This is a genomic window from Candidatus Phytoplasma asiaticum (genome assembly GCF_015100165.3).
GTDB classification, from domain to species: domain Bacteria; phylum Bacillota_I; class Bacilli_A; order Acholeplasmatales; family Acholeplasmataceae; genus Phytoplasma; species Phytoplasma citri.
The window spans coordinates 187,677-203,667 of the sequence record NZ_CP097206.1 but is presented as its reverse complement, the minus strand read 5'-3'; the positions used below and the strand labels follow the sequence as shown (position 1 = coordinate 203,667).

Here is a 15,991-nt window from a genome sequence, read left to right as displayed (position 1 = left end):
ACCTTTTTTATTTAATTTTTATATAAATTGAATTTTTCCTCCAGATTTTATAATAGCCTCTTCTGCTTTTTTAGAAAATTTCACAGCTTGTACTATTAATCTTTTAGTTAAATTGCCTTTAGCTAAAATTTTAATCAAATCATTATTTTTTTTAATTTTGTTATGTTCCATTAATAATTTAGGAGTTATTAAAGTATCATTTTCAAATATTTCTAAATCTTCAAGATTAACTAAAGAATATTTTTTTTTATTAACATTATAAAAACCTTGTTTTGGGATACGTTGGAAAAAAGGAGTTTGACCGCCTTCAAAACCTACACGTGTTTTTCCGCCAGAACGAGCTAATTGCCCTTTATGACCACGACCACAAGTTTTACCTAATCCACTACCTGGACCTCTACCTAAGCGCTTAATACTTTTACGAGCTTTATGAACAGGTTTTAATGAATTCAACATATAAAAACTCTCCTCTCTTATTTAACCCGAAATAATCTTTTTCAAAATTAAAAATTTTTGTTAATTGAAATTAAATGCTTAATAATATTTAACATCCCGTTTAATACAGCATTTTCTTCCTTGATAACTATTTGATTAATCTTTTTCAATCCTAATGCATGAGCTGTTTTTATTTGTTTAGGATTTCTTCCGATTAAACTTCTGCATAACTTAATTTGAATATTATTCATTTAGCAATTCCTCTAATACGATTTTGTAATGTGATACCCCTAAGTTTTTCCACATCTTGTATATTTTTTAACTGTTTTAATCCGTTAACTGTAGCTCTTAAAACATTAATATGTGTACGTGAACCAAAAGTTTTTGTAATAATATCTGTAATACCTGCTAATTTAAAAATTGATCTTGCCGCCGTTCCTCCTGCTATAATACCTGTCCCTTTAGAAGCTGGTTTTAAAAAAAATTTAGTAGCTCCGAAACGACCTATAATTTCGTGAGGAATAGTAGTACCATTTAAAGCAACGCAAAACAAATTTTTTTTAGCTTTTTCAACAGCTTTTTTGATGGCTTCTAACACTTCCTGCGCTTTACAAGAAGCAAATCCAACATTACCTTTTTGATCACCTACTACAACTAAAGCAGAAAAACGAAAGCGACGACCACCTTTAACAACTTTAACAATTTTACTAATTTTTACTATTTTCTCTTCTAATGAAGAAAATTTTTTTTTATTAGATAATTCTCTTTTCATAAATGTCTCCATTTTTTTAAATAACTGAACATATTATTAAAAATTTAAACCTTCTGCTCGAGCAGAATCGGCTAAAACTTTAATGCGACCATGATAAAGATATCCGCCCCGATCAAAAACAACATTTTTAATACCTTTTGCCAAAGCTTTTTGAGCAATTATTTTGCCAATTTCTGAAGCTACTTTAGTATTAATAATATTATAATTAATATGTTTACTATGAACGCTACATAAAGTAATACCTAAATTATCATCAATAATTTGAACATAAAAATATCTATTAGAATAAGAGACATTTAAACGGGGTTTTTGTGAACTACCTACAATTTTTTTTCTTAAACGCAAATGACGTTTTCGTCTTAAAAGTTGAGAAGATTCTTTTTTAATCATAAACCGAATAAATTCCTTTTTTATTTTTTAGCACTTTTACCAGCTTTACGATGGATGTAACCGCCAACATAATATATTCCTGTCCCTTTATAAGGCTCTGGTTTTGCAAGAGATATTATTTTTGCGGCAAATTCGCCTACTAATTGTTTATCAACGCCTTTAATAATTATTAAATTATTTTGTTTATTCACTTGTACTATCAAATTAGGTAAAATATTCATAATAATATCATGAGAATAACCTAATTTAAAAACTAATTTATCTTCTTCTACTGTACACGAATAACCTAAACCTGTAATTTTAAGTTCTTTAGAAAATAAATTTTTAACCCCTTGAACCATATTATTCAATAAAGCTCTAGTAGTACCATGAATTTTTTTCATAAAATTATTATTATTAGGTCTTGTAATAGTAATAATATTATTTTTCTTAATAATACTTAAACAAGAATTAAATTGAAATTCTAATTTACCTTGCGAAGATGAAACTAAAACTTGATTATCTGGCTTAATTTCTACAACAACACCTTCCGGAATCGAAATAATTTTCCTTCCTACCCGTGACATAAATATTTCTCCTTCATTAAAATTACTACCAAATATAAGCTAATAAATGTCCTCCCACATTTAATGATGAAGCTTCATAATCAGTTAAAATACCTCGAGAAGTAGAAATTAAAGCTATTCCAAAACCATTTCTTACTTTAGGAATTTCTTGAACTGAAACATACTTAGAAACTCTTTTTAATCCTTTAATTACACTTTCTTTAGTTTCTTTATTATATTTTAAATAAATAATAATCTTATTAAGTTTTTTATCTATATTAAAATTAATAATAAATCCTTCTTTTTTAAGTACTTCTAACATTCTAATTTTTAAATTCGAACAAGGTACGCAAACTTCATCATATTTCATTGCATTAGCATTTCTAATTCTTGTTAATAAATCAGCAATAGTATCTGTCATTACCATAATTTTATAATTGTACTTCCTTTTATATTTACCAACTCATTTTTATAATACCGGGAATTTCACCTTTATTCGCTAATAAACGAAAATTAATACGAGATAAACCAAATTTTCGCATATAACCCCTAGCTCTACCATCAATTTTATCTATATTTTTGCAACGCACAATAGAAGAATTGACAGGTAATTTAGCTAAACTTTGATAATCTTTTTTTTGTTTTAATTCTGCTCTTATACAGGAATATTTTAAAAATATTTCTTTTTGTTTTAAATTTTTAATAATTTTAGATTTTTTAGCCATTTACATTTAACTCCTATTTTTATTTTATCCTTTTAAAAGGCATTCCATAAAAATCTAATAATTTTTTAGCTTGTTTATCGTTAGAAGCTGTAGTAACTATACAAATATCCATACCAAAATTTCTTTTTACTTGATCCAAACTAATTTCCGGAAAAATAATTTGTTCTTTGATTCCTAAATTATAATTACCTTTACCATCGAAAGATTTTAAGGACAGTCCTGAAAAATCTTTAATTCTCGCCAAAACAATATGAATCAATTTATTTAAAAAAAACTCTTTTCTATAACTTCGTAAAGTTACTTTTAAACCAATTATTTCTTTAGTTCGTAATTTAAAATTAGAAATAGATTTTTTGGCTTCAGTATTAATAGGAATTTGACCACTAATTAAAGCTAATTGTTGGCGACAATCAGCTAAAAATTTAGCATCTGAAGCAGCTTTTCCAAGACCTACATTAATCACAATTTTTTCTATCTTAGGGACTTGCATAATAGAATGAACATTAAAAATTTCTTTTAAAGCTAAAAAAGTATTATTTTTTGTATAATTATTATTTTTATTAATTTCCATATTATTTAACCTTTTTTATTCAAGTAATAATTGCTAAACCTGTTTTTTTAGAATAACGAATTTTTTTATCTGAATCAAAACGAAATCCTACACGAGTGGGAATTTTTAAATCCGGATCAATTAGAGCCACATTTGAAACATGAATAGGCATTTCTTCTTTAATAATTTGACCTTTTTGGTCATTATCATTGGCAGAAGTTTTATGTTTAATAGCAATATTGACGCCTTCCACTAAAACCCTTTGCTCTTTAAAAAAAACTTTTATAACTTTTCCTGTACGAAATACTTTTTTTTGACTATTAGGATCTATAACATAACGATCTTTGCCAGAAATAATAGCTACTGTATCACCTTTTTTTATACGCATTTATAACAACCTCATATCACTAAAACTTCTTCTGCTAAAGATATAAATTTAGAAAAATTATTTTTTTGAAAATTTTGATTTCTAATAGCAGGTCCAAAAATTCTAGTACCTCTCGGAGTCATATCATCTTTAACCATAACAACTGCATTATCATCAAATTTAATATAACTACCATTTTTGCTTTTAAAACCATATTTAGTTCTCAAAATAAGAGCTTTAGAAATACTACCTTTTTTAATTAAACTAGTAGTAGTAGTTTTTTTAACAGAAACTGTAACTAAATCACCAATGTAAGCATAACGTTTACCAGTATCCCCTGGAATACCAATCACTAAAACTTCTTTAGCTCCACTATTATCTGAAACTTTTAAACGTGTGTTAACTTGAATCATAAATCAGACACCTTTGCAACAGAACGTAAAATTTTTACTAAACGAAATCTTTTTAATTTTGATAAAGGACGAGTTTCTTCGATGGAAACCATATCACCTATTTTAGCATCTTCATTAGGATCATGAGCATAAAATTTACTAATTTTTTTAACACTTTTGCCGTATAATGAATCCTGTTTGTCATATTTAACAGCTACAGTTATAGTTTTAGACATTTTATCAGACACAACCATGCCTGAAAGTTTTTTTCTCACATTACGCATTTATATTTTAATCCTCCTTGTTAACATTAAATATCATTTAATAATATATTAAAAATAAATTGTTTAGTAAAATTTATATCAAAAAATGTAAAATTAATAATATAATATAAATTTAGAAATAATCAATATTATATCGAAAATAAATTTATAGATAATTAATGAAAAAAGAATTTTTCTTCAATTTTAAAACTTATAAAGAACTAAAATTTCTAATGTTTTGAACCATATCTAATTTTTTAAATATTTTTTAATTTTCAATAAACAGTGCTGATTTATTTTATCACGTTATTATGTCTTTTTTATCTTTTAATTTAAGATATTCCTAATAATATTTAATTAATATTTATTATTTTATTATTAATTTTTTTAAGCTTGTATATTTAAACTTATAAAATTTTAAATAATAACTATTAGAATAAAATTTATTTATTTTTTTGTTCCCGAATAACAGTTTTGAAACGGGCAATATTTTTACGAATTTTACGTATTACAGAAGTATCTTTTAATTTTGATAATCCTGATTGAAAATGTTTTTCAAAATATTCTTTTTGAAAAGATTCCAACTTTTTAAAAATTTCATCCATTCCCATTTTACGAATTTCATTAATTTTCATATTAGTTCCCCTTTTGCAACAATTTTAGTTTTAATAGGAAGTTTATGTGAAGCTAATCTTAAAGCTTCTTTTTCGAATTTTTCTATATTATTTAAATCGCGAACTTCAAACATAACAGTACCACGTTTAACAACAGCTACCCAATTAACTACGTTACCTTTACCAGAACCCATTCGAACTAATTTTTTTTCAGTAATTGGCAAATTAGGAAAAATATTAATAAATACTTTGCCTTCTCTTTTTAAATGACGAGTCATAGCTATACGAGCAGCTTCAATTTGTCGATTACTAATCCAATGCCCTTGTTGAGCTACTAAACCATAGTTACCATTCAAAATTCTAGTTTGACCTTTGGCTTTTCCTTCGTAACTTAAACGATGTAAACGACGATATTTAGTTTTTTTCGGCATTAACATAAAAAATTACCTCTTTTATTTAAGATGATTATTGATTATAAATAACTTATTCTCAGTTGTATTTAAAAATAATTTAAAAAATTATTTATTTTGCTGAATTTTCTGATTTTGCATTAGATATATTTTCGTGAGATATTTTTTTAGAACTTTCTTGATGATCTTGAGTAGAATAATTACCATCACAAACCCAAACCTTAACACCTAAAACTCCATGAATAGTTTTAGCAGCAACATATGCATAATCAATTTTAGAACGAAAAGTTCCTAAGGGTAAAATACCTTTAATAGTAGTTTCTGTTCTAGCGATTTCAGCCCCACTTAAACGACCTTTGAGGCTAATTTTAATCCCCTTCACTCCTGCTTTTAAAGCTTTTTGAATATACATCTTTTTAACAGCTCTAAAAAAAGCTCTTTGTTGTAATTGTGAAGCTATATTTTGAGCTATTAAAGAAGCTACTTTATCAGGATTTTTAACTTCGATCACATTAATATTAATATTCTTTTTAATTAATTTATATATTTCTTGAACTAATTTATTTTTTTCTTTATTATCAGCACCTATAACAACTCCTATTTTTGGAGTATGCAAAAAAATTTCAATATTTTCTTCATTATCTTTTTTAAAACGTTGAATTTCCACACGAGCAATAGTTCCCAAAGGATAATAATTATTAATAAATTTTCTAAGATTATAATCTTCATGAATTAACAAAGGAACTTTTTTATCTTCTGAATACCAATTAGATGCCCAATTACGAAGCAATGATAATCTTAAAACAATAGGACTACTCTTTTGACCCATTAAATGCTACCTTTCTTTCTGATTCTATTTTTGTTGAGCTAAAAAAATAGTAATATGACTAGTATTTTTTTGAATTTGATTACTTCTACCTTTAGCTCTAGGTAATAAGCGTTTCATTCTAACACCTTGATTTACAAAAATTTTCTTAACATATAAATTATTAATATTAAAATTAAAATTATTAACAGCATTAGAAACGGCACTTTTTAATAATTTTGAAACTACTATAGAAGCAGCTTTGCGAGTAAATTCCAAAATAGCTTGAGCTTCTTCAATATTTTTATAACGAATTAAGTCAATAACCAAACGTACTTTTCTAGGAGCTATCGGCACTCGCTTAGCGATAGCTTTTACATCATTGTTCAACATTTTATAAATTTTCTCGCTTTCCTAGAATTTTATTTTTTTTGCGAACTTTTATCTTTTTTAACATGTACTACATATTTACGAGTAAAAGCAAAAGAACCTAATTTATAGCCTACCATATCTTCAGTAATAAATAAATCTGTAAAATCTTTTCCATTATGTACAGAAATCTTATGACCAACAAATTCAGGTATTATACTAGTATCACGAGAATAAGTTTTTATAGTTTTTTTAATTTTCTGTTTTTCTTGTCGCATCACTTTAGATAATAAATTATGATCAGCGAAAAAACCTTTTTTAATAGAACGGCTCATGATTTACTATTCTGCTCCTTATTTTTTACGACGTTTTAAAATTAAACTTGTAGATTTTTTATTTTTTTTACGTGTTTTGATACCACGATCAGGTTTACCAGTATAACTTCTAGAAGAAACATATCCAATAGGGCTACGACCTTCTCCGCCACCATGAGCATGATCATTAGGATTCATAGCAGTACCTCTAACTTTAGGTCTTTTATTTAAATAACGAGATCTTCCTGCTTTGCCATTTCTAATTAATTTATAAGTATCATTCCCTATAGCACCTATAGTAGCTCTACAAGTAGCTAAAACTTTACGAATTTCTCCTGAAGGTAAAGTTAAAACAACATATTTATCTTCACGCGATACAATAGTAGCATAAGAACCAGCTCCACGAGCTAATTGTCCGCCTTTACCAGGTTTTAATTCTACATTGCTTACAACTGAACCAATAGGAAGATTTTTGAGAGGTAAAACATTTCCTACCTTAATCTCCGAACCTAAACCGGATGAAACATAACTACCAACATTTAATCCTTTTAAAGATAAAATATATCTTTTTTCGCCATCTCGATAATGAATCAAAGAAATATAAGCATTTCTTTTAGGATCGTATTCAATAGTAGAAACTTTACCTAAAATTCCATCTTTATCTCTTTTAAAATCTATAAGACGAATTTTTTGTTTTGCTCCGCCCCCATGACCTCTAACGGTAATAACACCTCGATTATTGCGCCCTCCTGTATTATTTTTAAAAAATAATAACTTTTTTTCTGGTTTGGAAGTAGTAAGTTCGGAAAAACTTTGCAATTGCATATTTCTATGGCCATTAGAGGTAGGTTTGTATTTTTTGATAGACATAATTAACCTATTTTCCTTTAATTTATTTCATATACTTTAAAAAAATTTTGTAATTGATAAAATTTAAAATCATTTAATTTCGCTAAAATCACTAATCCTTTGTCCCGGAACAACCTTTACAATAGCCTTTTTATAAGCAGAAGTGTAACCTGAATATTTACCTTTTCTTTTAAATTTTGGTAAAACATTAATAATATTAACAGACATAACATTTACTTTAAAAATATATTCTATAGCTTTTCGGATTTCTATTTTATTAATATTTTTTTCAACTTTAAAAAAATATTTATTATGCAATTCCATCTGTTTATTAGTTGCTTCAGTGATTATAGGATCTTTAATATATTTATAATATTTATTCATTAACAACTTTTCCTTCCAAATAATTAATTGCTTGACGAGTAATCATTAAGTATTTTGCTTGAAAAATTTGATAAACACTAAAATGAGTCACACTTTCTAACATTACTTGAGATAAGTTATTAGTAGATTTAATTAAATAATCAGTTAATTCGGGAACTACAATTAAAATTTTATGTTTCAAATCGATTTTTAATTCATTTAATAATTTAGTAAATTCTTTAGTTTTAGAATTTTTTAAATCTAAAGAATCTAAAATTATTAAAGTATTATTTTTCAAATGCCAAGATAAAGCCGAATAAAAAGCTAGTTTTCTAACTTTAGCATTAATTTTAAAATGATAATCTCTTTTTTGCAAAGCGAAAGCATGGCCTCCACCTCGCCAAATAGGAGAACGAATAGTTCCTTGACGCGATCTACCCGTTCCTTTTTGAGCCCAAGGTTTACGACCTCCTCCTGAAACTTCAGCACGATTTTTAGTTTTATGATTGCCCAGCCTTTTAGCAGCTCTTTGTTGATTAATTACATCATAAATTGCTTGTTGATGCAATTTAACTCCAAAAATTTTATTGGATAAAATTATTTCATCACATGGTTGACCATGTATATTAATCACGTTACACTTAAGCATGAGATATAGCCTCTTTATTAATTTTTTTAACGGCTGTTTTAATCATCACAAAACCTTTGTTAGGTCCGGGGATGCTGCCTTTAATTAAAATAACATCTTTATCTGATATTACCGATATAATTTTCAAATTCTGAATAGTCACTTTTTGAAAACCCATTTGACTAGGTAAATGTTTTCCTTTTTGATTGCCTTTAATAGGGCCATTAGAACCTGGTCTACGATGAAATCGCGAACCGTGACTTTTCGGACCAATAGTTTGATTATATTTTTTAATAACTCCCGCAAAACCTTTACCTTTGCTAACTCCCGTTACATCTATAAAATCTCCAGAATTAAAAATATTAATATCTAAAATTTGTCCTGGTTTTAATTCTGATAATTTATTTGGGTTGTTATGATTAAAAGAAATCTCGCGTACAAAAAATTTAGGGGAAGAATTATATTTATTAAAATGACCTTTAAGTGGTTTTGTCGTATTTTTTTCTTTTTTAGTTGCAAAAGCTAATTGTGTCGCTTGATAACCATCTTTTTCTATTTTTTTTTGTTGCAAAACAACATTATTAGCGACATGAACAATAGTAACAGGAATTACTAAACCTTGATCATGATCAAAGAACTGAGTCATACCTATTTTTCGTCCTAAAATTCCTTTAGACATGTTAAACAATATCTCCTTTTAAAATAATAATAAAATATAAAAATATTAAATAGAAATATAAAAAATTAAAATTAATTTAAATTATTATATTATTGTTTAATACTAATATCAACTGATTTAGGGACATTAATACGTGTTAATGCATCAATAGTTTTGGCATTAGGATTAATAATTTGAATTAAACGTTTATGTGTAAAACGGCCAAATTGTTCTCGACTATCTTTATGAACAAAAGTAGAACGCAAAACGGTAAATATTTCTTTACGAGTAGGTAATGGTATAGGTCCTTTAATTTCGGCTCCAGTAGCAACAATACTATCAATAATCTTTTTAACAGTTGATTCTAACATTTTAAAATCATAAGTTTTTAAACAAATTTGAAAAATTTCTGACTTTTTTTTCATCCCTTAGATTACCTTTCCTATTTTAGGATAAATAAAATATTTATTTGATATTTACATATATAAATTTTTAATTTTTGTTAAACACAATAGCGTATATAAAAAAAATTTTATTAACATAAAATAATAATTTAATTTATTGTAAAAATCCTTAAATTAAAAAATAAAATATTTTATATTATTCCGAAATTACCTCAAATAATATAAAATATTCACAGAATATACACATTTATCATTATATCATAAAAAAATATATCTATTTATATCAACAAAAAAATTTTCTAATAAAAATATAATTTTCGACAAAAATATAAAAAATATTATTTTCATATATTTTTGATAGCTATTCTGAGTTTAGCCGAATGACTACAAGAATTAAACTCTTGTTCCTCATAAGAAGGGCGCATAACCTTTTTATTTATAATTCTTAAAGCGGGAGTCGGTAAATCTTTATTTTGAACAGGTAAACGAGACCACACCAAATCATGAGAACTATTTTTTTTAAAAAACTGTTTTACTACACGATCTTCCAAAGAATTAAAACTAATTACTAATATAATTCCATCTTTTTTTAATAATTTTAAACTTTGTTCTAAAGCTAATTGTAGACATTTTAATTCTTGATTAACTTCTATGCGCAAAGCTTGAAAAACTCTTTTAGCACTATGTCCGCGATTATTACGAAAATTTTTAAATTTATCAGTAATTTTAACTAAATCAAAAGTCATATATAATGGTCTATTCTTAATAATTTCTTTAGCAATCATACGAGCTTTTGGTTCTTCGCCATAAATTTGAAAAATCTTTTGCAATTCTTCTAAAGAATAATTATTTAAAATATATTGGGCAGTAATAGGATTACTACAATTCATTCTCATATCTAAAAAATTATTACGTAAATAACTAAAACCTCTCGTATTATCATTAATTTGTAATGATGATAATCCTAAATCAAAAACAATACCATTAATCGTATTCACTTTACGTGCTAATAATTCATCATATAAACAGGAAAAATTTTTATTTATTAAAAAAATATTTTGATAATTAATAAACCTTTGTTGACATTGTTTAATAGCTTTAATATCCTGATCAAATGAGTATAAAGTGCCACTAGTTAATTTATTCAAAATAGCATGGCTATGACCACCTGCACCTAACGTAGCATCAACATAAACACCAGAAGAATTAATATTTAAATATTCCACAACTTCCCGAAGCATAACGGGTATATGATTTTTAATTAACAATTCCCTAAACCTCATCGATTATAAAAAAAGAAAATTTTTTTAATTTTCTTTAAAAATAATTCTAAAATTTTTATTAATAATTTCGGATAAAGCTTTACTAACAATTTTTTTACCTTTAATTTTAGATTTATAAGATTCATCTTTAGTTTCTATAACATGAGCAATTTTTCCAGCAACATAAGCTAATTTATATTTAGAATCAATACATTTTAATAAATCATCGATAGAATCAGTTGAAAAACCTTTTTTTTGATTAAAAATCATTTGTACAAATAATTTCCTTTCTTTCTTTAATATAATGTCAAATTAAAATTTGAGACGAATAAAACTTAATCATTCTTTTAAATTTTACACGTTCTGCAATTAAAACAGATTTAATAATATTAACTGTTTCGTCTAATTTATCATTGATAATCATGTAATCATATTTTTTTATTTTTTGAATCAATAATAATTCTTGACGAGCTTTAACAATTCGTTCATTAATAATTTGCGAAGACTCTGTATTTCGGTATTGAATACGTTGTTTTAAAATTGCAATAGAAGGAGGAGCTAAAAAAATAAAAACACTTTTACTTTTAATAAAATTATTGCTAATTTGTAAAGCTCCTTGAACATCTATCTCTAACAAAACATCTTTATTTTGTTTTAATTCTTCCATTACTTTAATTTTAGGAGTACCATAATAATTACCAATAAATTCATTATACTCTAAAAAATAATTTTCTTTAATTTTATCTTTAAAATATTGGTTACTAACAAAAAAATAATCTTTGCCATTTTTTTCATTTATTCTTGGAGACCTAGTAGTCATAGAAACTGAATAAACTAAATTATTTTCAATTCTCTCTAATAATAATTTCTTAACTGTTCCTTTACCAACTCCTGATGGTCCTGAAATAATTATCAACATCCCTTCCTTATTTAATCGCATAAATTAATTAAAAAACCATTCTTTCTAAAACATTATAAGTAAAGTATTTAATTATTAAATAATTAAAATTAAATAAAAATAAATCTATATAATAACTATATTTAACAATTTATTTTTGATATAAATAGTATTAATAATTTCTTTATTTTTAATAAAACTTAAAATTTTTTCATCTTTTTGAATAATTTTTAAAATTTCAGATTTCTCTGTATCTAAAGGAATTAATAATTTAGATTTAATTTTACCATTAATTTGAACAACAACAACAACCTCTTTTTCTTCTAAAAAGGAAATATCATATTTTGGCCAAGGAGAATACACTAATTCTTGATTAGATTTTAATTTCACTTGATTTAATTCTTCTGTAATATGCGGAGCTATAGGATTTAATAATTGTAATAAAATTCTAATTTGAGAACGATCTACCTTTTCATGTTGATAAATAGAATTAGTAAAAATCATCAATTGACTAATAACTTTATTAAATTGACATTTTTGATAATAATCAGTGACTTTTTGAATAGTTTGGTGTGTAATTTTATTTAAAATTGCAAAATTTGATTCATAAATAATAAAATTATCAAAAATATTATAAATACGATTTAAAAAACGTTGAATACCTTTTAAACCTTGATATGACCAAGATTTATTATCTTCCAAAGGTCCTAAAAACATAATATAAAGTCTTATTACATCAGCTCCATAAGTATTTAAAACTTCCGAAGCATTAACAATATTACCCCTAGATTTACTCATCTTTAAATTATCGTTTCCTAAAATCATACCTTGATTTATTAATTTATAAAAAGGCTCAGGAGTTGATATTAAGCCCCAATCATATAAACATTTACACCAAAATCGAGCATAAATTAAATGACCATGAACATGTTCGGCGCCGCCAATATAAACATCTACAGGTAAAAAATAATCTAATAATTCTTTAGCTTCCGTAGTATTTAAAGGTATCATACTTAGATAATTTTTCAAAATATAACCTATATAATACCAAGAACTACCCGCAAATTGAGGCATAGTATTAGAATCGCGTTTATAAATTTTATCATCTTTACGAAAATATAACCAAGAATGAATTTGAGCTAAAGGCGAACCACCTTGGTATAACTGTTCTAGATTATCAGTTTCAGGCAATTCTAAAGGCAATTCATCATCAGACATTAAATAAATTTTATTATTTTCATCATAATAAACAGGAAAAGGTTCTCCCCAATAAATTTGACGAGAATATAACCAATCATGAATTTTATAAGTATTAAATAATTCACCCCATTTATTTTTAATAGATAAATTTATAATTTTTTCTTTAGCAGATAATTCATCTAAACCATTTAAAAAATCACTATTAATAAAATTACCACTTTTTTGTAAACATGGTTTTTTGATTTTTTCTTTTCTCGAATACAAATGGCAACAAGGACTACAATATTTAATAATATATTTGTTCAAATTATATTTTTGAGCAAAAATAAAATCTTTTTGATTATACAAAGGAACTGACATTAATGCTCCTGTACCATAATGCATAAAAACATAATCTGAAATCCAAATAGGAATTTTTTGATTATTACAAGGGTTAATAGCGTAACTACCCGTAAAAACTCCTGTAATTTCTCTATTAATATCTCTTTCTAAATTGCTCTTGCGTTTAGTTTTTTGTAAATAATTATCAACTAATTGTTTATTTTCAGAAGTAGTTAAAATCGATATCAAAGGATGTTCAGGAGCCAAAATTAAAGCACTAACTCCAAAAATTGTTTGAGGCATAGTAGTGAAAACAGACAAAATTTGTTTGTTATCGACTGATAAAATAAAATAAAAAATAAAACCCGGTGTTTTGCCAATCCATTTAATTTGCATTTCCTTAATAGACTCTGGCCAATCTAATAATGACAAATCATTCAAAAGTCTATCCGCATATTTAGTAATTTTTAAAATCCATTGTTTCATTTTACGTTTAAAAACAGGATGACCACCACGTTCTGATATAATACCTTCAGAAGTAGAAATAACCTCTTCATTCGCTAATACTGTACCTAATTGAGGACAAAAATTTACCTCAACATCTTGCAAAACAGCTAATCCTTCTTGATAAAGTTTTTTAAAAATCCATTGAGTCCATTTATAATAATAAGAATCCGAAGTCGCTAATTCTCTACTCCAATCAATACCTTTTCCAAGCAATTTTATTTGTTTTTTAAAGTTTTCAATATTCTGATAAGTTACATAAGAAGGATGTTGACCTGTTTGCGAGGCATAACGTTCTGTAGGCAAACCAAAAGAATCCCATCCAAAAGGATGTAACACATTAAACCCTTGCATTCGAAAAAATCTATTAATAATATCACTAGCAGAATAACCTTCTAAATGTCCAACATGCAATCCTTGAGCAGAAGGATACGGAAACATATCTAAACAATAAAATTTTTTTTTATTATAATCAAGTTCGGTTTTAAATGTTTGTTGTTGTTCCCAATGTAATTGCCATTTAGCTTCTATACTACGAAAATCATAAATTAACATAAAAAACTTTTTTAACTCCAATTTTGTTCGATTAAACAGTTTAATTTTATTCTGTGTTTCCAGAATCATGAGATTCAATATAAACCACAATATCTTTTACTGATTTAAATTGTTGCAATTGTTCATCACTAATTTTAATATTAAAAATTTTTTCTAATTGAATAGCCAAATTAACAGCATCAATAGAATCCATCCCTAAATCTTCCTTTAATTTTGTATCTAATTGAATTAGATCTTCAGACAATGATAATTGTTCCGAAATTATTTTTTGAATTTTATTGAACACTATTAACTCCATATATCTAAATTTATGTTTTAAAAAAAATAAAAAATAAAATAATTATTATTAATTTATTATTTTAAAAATTATATTAAAAATAATTATCTTAAGAAATAAATAAAATAATTTATGCTTTTAAAATATTTAATCAATTCATACCTAAAAATAAAAAATTTAATTAAATTAAAATTAATTATACTCAAAAATTTAATTTAATAAAAAACTATTTATAATTTATAAAATAATCAAAATTTTCTATTATATAATTTAATAAATTTATGATTCATAAACAAATTTATCCATAATTAACCCATAAACATAGTTAAATATTCTTCAAATTTAGTACGTTCATTCATTAACAACATAATACCATCTACAGCAATAGAAATATCGCCTGTCTCTTCAGAAACTATAATAGTCATACTATCAGTATGTTCGCTAATACCTAAAGCAGCTCGATGTCGAGAACCTGTAATTTTTTCAAAATGTTGATTATCAGATAACATAAAATAAGCTCCAGCAGATAAAATTTTATTACCACGAATAATAACAGCACCATCATGTAAAGGGGTATTAGGCATAAAAATATTAATTAACAATTCGTAAGAAACATTAGCATCAATAAAAATAGATTTTTGCGCAAATTGTTCTAAGGTATTATATTTTTCAATAGTAATTAAAGAACCTATTTTTTTTTCTGACATAAACCAAACAGCTTTTAAAATTTGATTTTGTGTATTTTTATTACCCATAACTATCATTTTTTTTCGATTCCAAAAACCAGACCAATTTTGCAAATAAAAACGTAAATAAGGAGCTTTAATAATTATAGGTGCTATCATAACAAAATTTAATATTACATTATAAATATTAATTTTTTCTAAAAAATTTCTAATTGGTTCGAAATAATTATATTTTTCCAAAAAAAATTTCAAACAATAAACAAATAAAATTCCTAAAAAAAAACAATAAACTACTTTAATAACTTCGTATTTACTAAAAAAAATATTTAAAGAAATATAAAATAATATTAAAATAATCGTAAAAAACGATAATATATTTAAAATATCTTGCCAATAAATCATTAAACGCACCTATCCATTCGATCAACAATATTA

At 25.3% G+C, this 15,991-nt stretch carries 27 protein-coding genes; all 27 read right to left on the bottom strand.

The annotated features are described in order from the left end of the window. Positions 1-18: 18 nt before the first annotated feature. A complete protein-coding gene (rplO, locus tag H7686_RS00920; RefSeq protein ID WP_193621892.1) occupies positions 19-456 on the bottom strand; it encodes a 50S ribosomal protein L15 in 438 nt (145 codons plus the stop codon). A gap of 47 nt (positions 457-503) precedes the next feature. Further along, positions 504-686, bottom strand: a complete 183-nt coding sequence (gene rpmD, locus H7686_RS00915; protein WP_193621891.1) for a 50S ribosomal protein L30 — start codon at positions 684-686, stop codon at positions 504-506. Next, positions 683-1,207, bottom strand: coding sequence for a 30S ribosomal protein S5 (gene rpsE, locus H7686_RS00910; RefSeq protein ID WP_193621890.1), 525 nt, complete (start codon positions 1,205-1,207; stop codon positions 683-685). The genes rpmD and rpsE overlap by 4 nt, the downstream gene beginning before the upstream one ends. A gap of 36 nt (positions 1,208-1,243) precedes the next feature. Then, positions 1,244-1,597 (bottom strand): 50S ribosomal protein L18, encoded by a 354-nt coding sequence (gene rplR, locus H7686_RS00905; RefSeq protein ID WP_078122909.1) that lies wholly within the window; start codon positions 1,595-1,597, stop codon positions 1,244-1,246. A 20-nt stretch (positions 1,598-1,617) separates the two neighbouring features. Further along, entirely contained in the window at positions 1,618-2,163 is a 546-nt protein-coding gene (gene rplF, locus H7686_RS00900) for a 50S ribosomal protein L6 (protein WP_193621889.1), read from the bottom strand. A gap of 25 nt (positions 2,164-2,188) precedes the next feature. Then, complete coding sequence (gene rpsH, locus H7686_RS00895; protein WP_078122907.1) at positions 2,189-2,569, bottom strand: 30S ribosomal protein S8; 381 nt, start codon at positions 2,567-2,569, stop codon at positions 2,189-2,191. Between the two features lie 28 nt (positions 2,570-2,597). Continuing rightward, positions 2,598-2,867, bottom strand: coding sequence for a 30S ribosomal protein S14 (gene rpsN, locus H7686_RS00890; protein WP_193621888.1), 270 nt, complete (start codon positions 2,865-2,867; stop codon positions 2,598-2,600). A gap of 19 nt (positions 2,868-2,886) precedes the next feature. Beyond that, positions 2,887-3,438, bottom strand: coding sequence for a 50S ribosomal protein L5 (gene rplE / locus H7686_RS00885; protein ID WP_193621887.1), 552 nt, complete (start codon positions 3,436-3,438; stop codon positions 2,887-2,889). Between the two features lie 19 nt (positions 3,439-3,457). Continuing rightward, positions 3,458-3,805, bottom strand: a complete 348-nt coding sequence (gene rplX, locus H7686_RS00880; RefSeq protein ID WP_193621886.1) for a 50S ribosomal protein L24 — start codon at positions 3,803-3,805, stop codon at positions 3,458-3,460. Positions 3,806-3,816: 11 nt separating this feature from the next. After that, positions 3,817-4,197: a 50S ribosomal protein L14 gene (gene rplN, locus H7686_RS00875; protein ID WP_078122904.1), complete on the bottom strand. Its 381-nt coding sequence runs from the start codon at positions 4,195-4,197 to the stop codon at positions 3,817-3,819. Further along, positions 4,194-4,460, bottom strand: coding sequence for a 30S ribosomal protein S17 (rpsQ, locus tag H7686_RS00870; RefSeq protein WP_193621885.1), 267 nt, complete (start codon positions 4,458-4,460; stop codon positions 4,194-4,196). Before rpsQ ends, rplN begins: the two co-directional genes overlap by 4 nt. A gap of 422 nt (positions 4,461-4,882) precedes the next feature. Beyond that, positions 4,883-5,074, bottom strand: coding sequence for a 50S ribosomal protein L29 (rpmC, locus tag H7686_RS00865; RefSeq protein ID WP_193621884.1), 192 nt, complete (start codon positions 5,072-5,074; stop codon positions 4,883-4,885). Next, positions 5,071-5,490 carry a 50S ribosomal protein L16 gene (rplP, locus tag H7686_RS00860; protein WP_078122901.1) on the bottom strand — a complete coding sequence of 140 codons (420 nt, stop codon included), beginning with the start codon at positions 5,488-5,490 and terminating at the stop codon, positions 5,071-5,073. The genes rpmC and rplP overlap by 4 nt, the downstream gene beginning before the upstream one ends. A gap of 85 nt (positions 5,491-5,575) precedes the next feature. Continuing rightward, positions 5,576-6,292 (bottom strand): 30S ribosomal protein S3, encoded by a 717-nt coding sequence (rpsC, locus tag H7686_RS00855; protein ID WP_193621883.1) that lies wholly within the window; start codon positions 6,290-6,292, stop codon positions 5,576-5,578. A 24-nt stretch (positions 6,293-6,316) separates the two neighbouring features. Next, complete coding sequence (gene rplV / locus H7686_RS00850) at positions 6,317-6,661, bottom strand: 50S ribosomal protein L22 (RefSeq protein ID WP_078122899.1); 345 nt, start codon at positions 6,659-6,661, stop codon at positions 6,317-6,319. Between the two features lie 29 nt (positions 6,662-6,690). Next, on the bottom strand, positions 6,691-6,972 hold the full coding sequence (gene rpsS / locus H7686_RS00845) for a 30S ribosomal protein S19 (RefSeq protein ID WP_193621882.1): 282 nt from the start codon (positions 6,970-6,972) through the stop codon (positions 6,691-6,693). Positions 6,973-6,990: 18 nt separating this feature from the next. Then, entirely contained in the window at positions 6,991-7,821 is an 831-nt protein-coding gene (rplB, locus tag H7686_RS00840; RefSeq protein WP_193621881.1) for a 50S ribosomal protein L2, read from the bottom strand. A 69-nt stretch (positions 7,822-7,890) separates the two neighbouring features. After that, a complete protein-coding gene (rplW, locus tag H7686_RS00835) occupies positions 7,891-8,184 on the bottom strand; it encodes a 50S ribosomal protein L23 (protein WP_078122896.1) in 294 nt (97 codons plus the stop codon). After that, positions 8,177-8,812: a 50S ribosomal protein L4 gene (gene rplD, locus H7686_RS00830; protein ID WP_193621880.1), complete on the bottom strand. Its 636-nt coding sequence runs from the start codon at positions 8,810-8,812 to the stop codon at positions 8,177-8,179. The genes rplW and rplD overlap by 8 nt, the downstream gene beginning before the upstream one ends. Further along, complete coding sequence (gene rplC / locus H7686_RS00825) at positions 8,805-9,470, bottom strand: 50S ribosomal protein L3 (RefSeq protein WP_193621879.1); 666 nt, start codon at positions 9,468-9,470, stop codon at positions 8,805-8,807. The genes rplD and rplC overlap by 8 nt, the downstream gene beginning before the upstream one ends. Positions 9,471-9,559: 89 nt before the next feature. After that, positions 9,560-9,874, bottom strand: coding sequence for a 30S ribosomal protein S10 (rpsJ, locus tag H7686_RS00820; RefSeq protein ID WP_078122893.1), 315 nt, complete (start codon positions 9,872-9,874; stop codon positions 9,560-9,562). Between the two features lie 323 nt (positions 9,875-10,197). Next, entirely contained in the window at positions 10,198-11,136 is a 939-nt protein-coding gene (rsmH, locus tag H7686_RS00815; RefSeq protein ID WP_193621878.1) for a 16S rRNA (cytosine(1402)-N(4))-methyltransferase RsmH, read from the bottom strand. A 24-nt stretch (positions 11,137-11,160) separates the two neighbouring features. After that, entirely contained in the window at positions 11,161-11,385 is a 225-nt protein-coding gene (gene rpoZ, locus H7686_RS00810; RefSeq protein ID WP_193621877.1) for a DNA-directed RNA polymerase subunit omega, read from the bottom strand. A gap of 37 nt (positions 11,386-11,422) precedes the next feature. Then, positions 11,423-12,034, bottom strand: a complete 612-nt coding sequence (gene gmk, locus H7686_RS00805; RefSeq protein WP_444517550.1) for a guanylate kinase — start codon at positions 12,032-12,034, stop codon at positions 11,423-11,425. A 105-nt stretch (positions 12,035-12,139) separates the two neighbouring features. Continuing rightward, entirely contained in the window at positions 12,140-14,593 is a 2,454-nt protein-coding gene (gene leuS / locus H7686_RS00800; RefSeq protein ID WP_193621875.1) for a leucine--tRNA ligase, read from the bottom strand. 46 nt (positions 14,594-14,639) lie between these two features. Next, complete coding sequence (acpP, locus tag H7686_RS00795; RefSeq protein WP_439099937.1) at positions 14,640-14,879, bottom strand: acyl carrier protein; 240 nt, start codon at positions 14,877-14,879, stop codon at positions 14,640-14,642. 299 nt (positions 14,880-15,178) lie between these two features. Beyond that, positions 15,179-15,958, bottom strand: coding sequence for a diadenylate cyclase (locus H7686_RS00790; RefSeq protein ID WP_193621874.1), 780 nt, complete (start codon positions 15,956-15,958; stop codon positions 15,179-15,181). Positions 15,959-15,991: the final 33 nt, after the last annotated feature.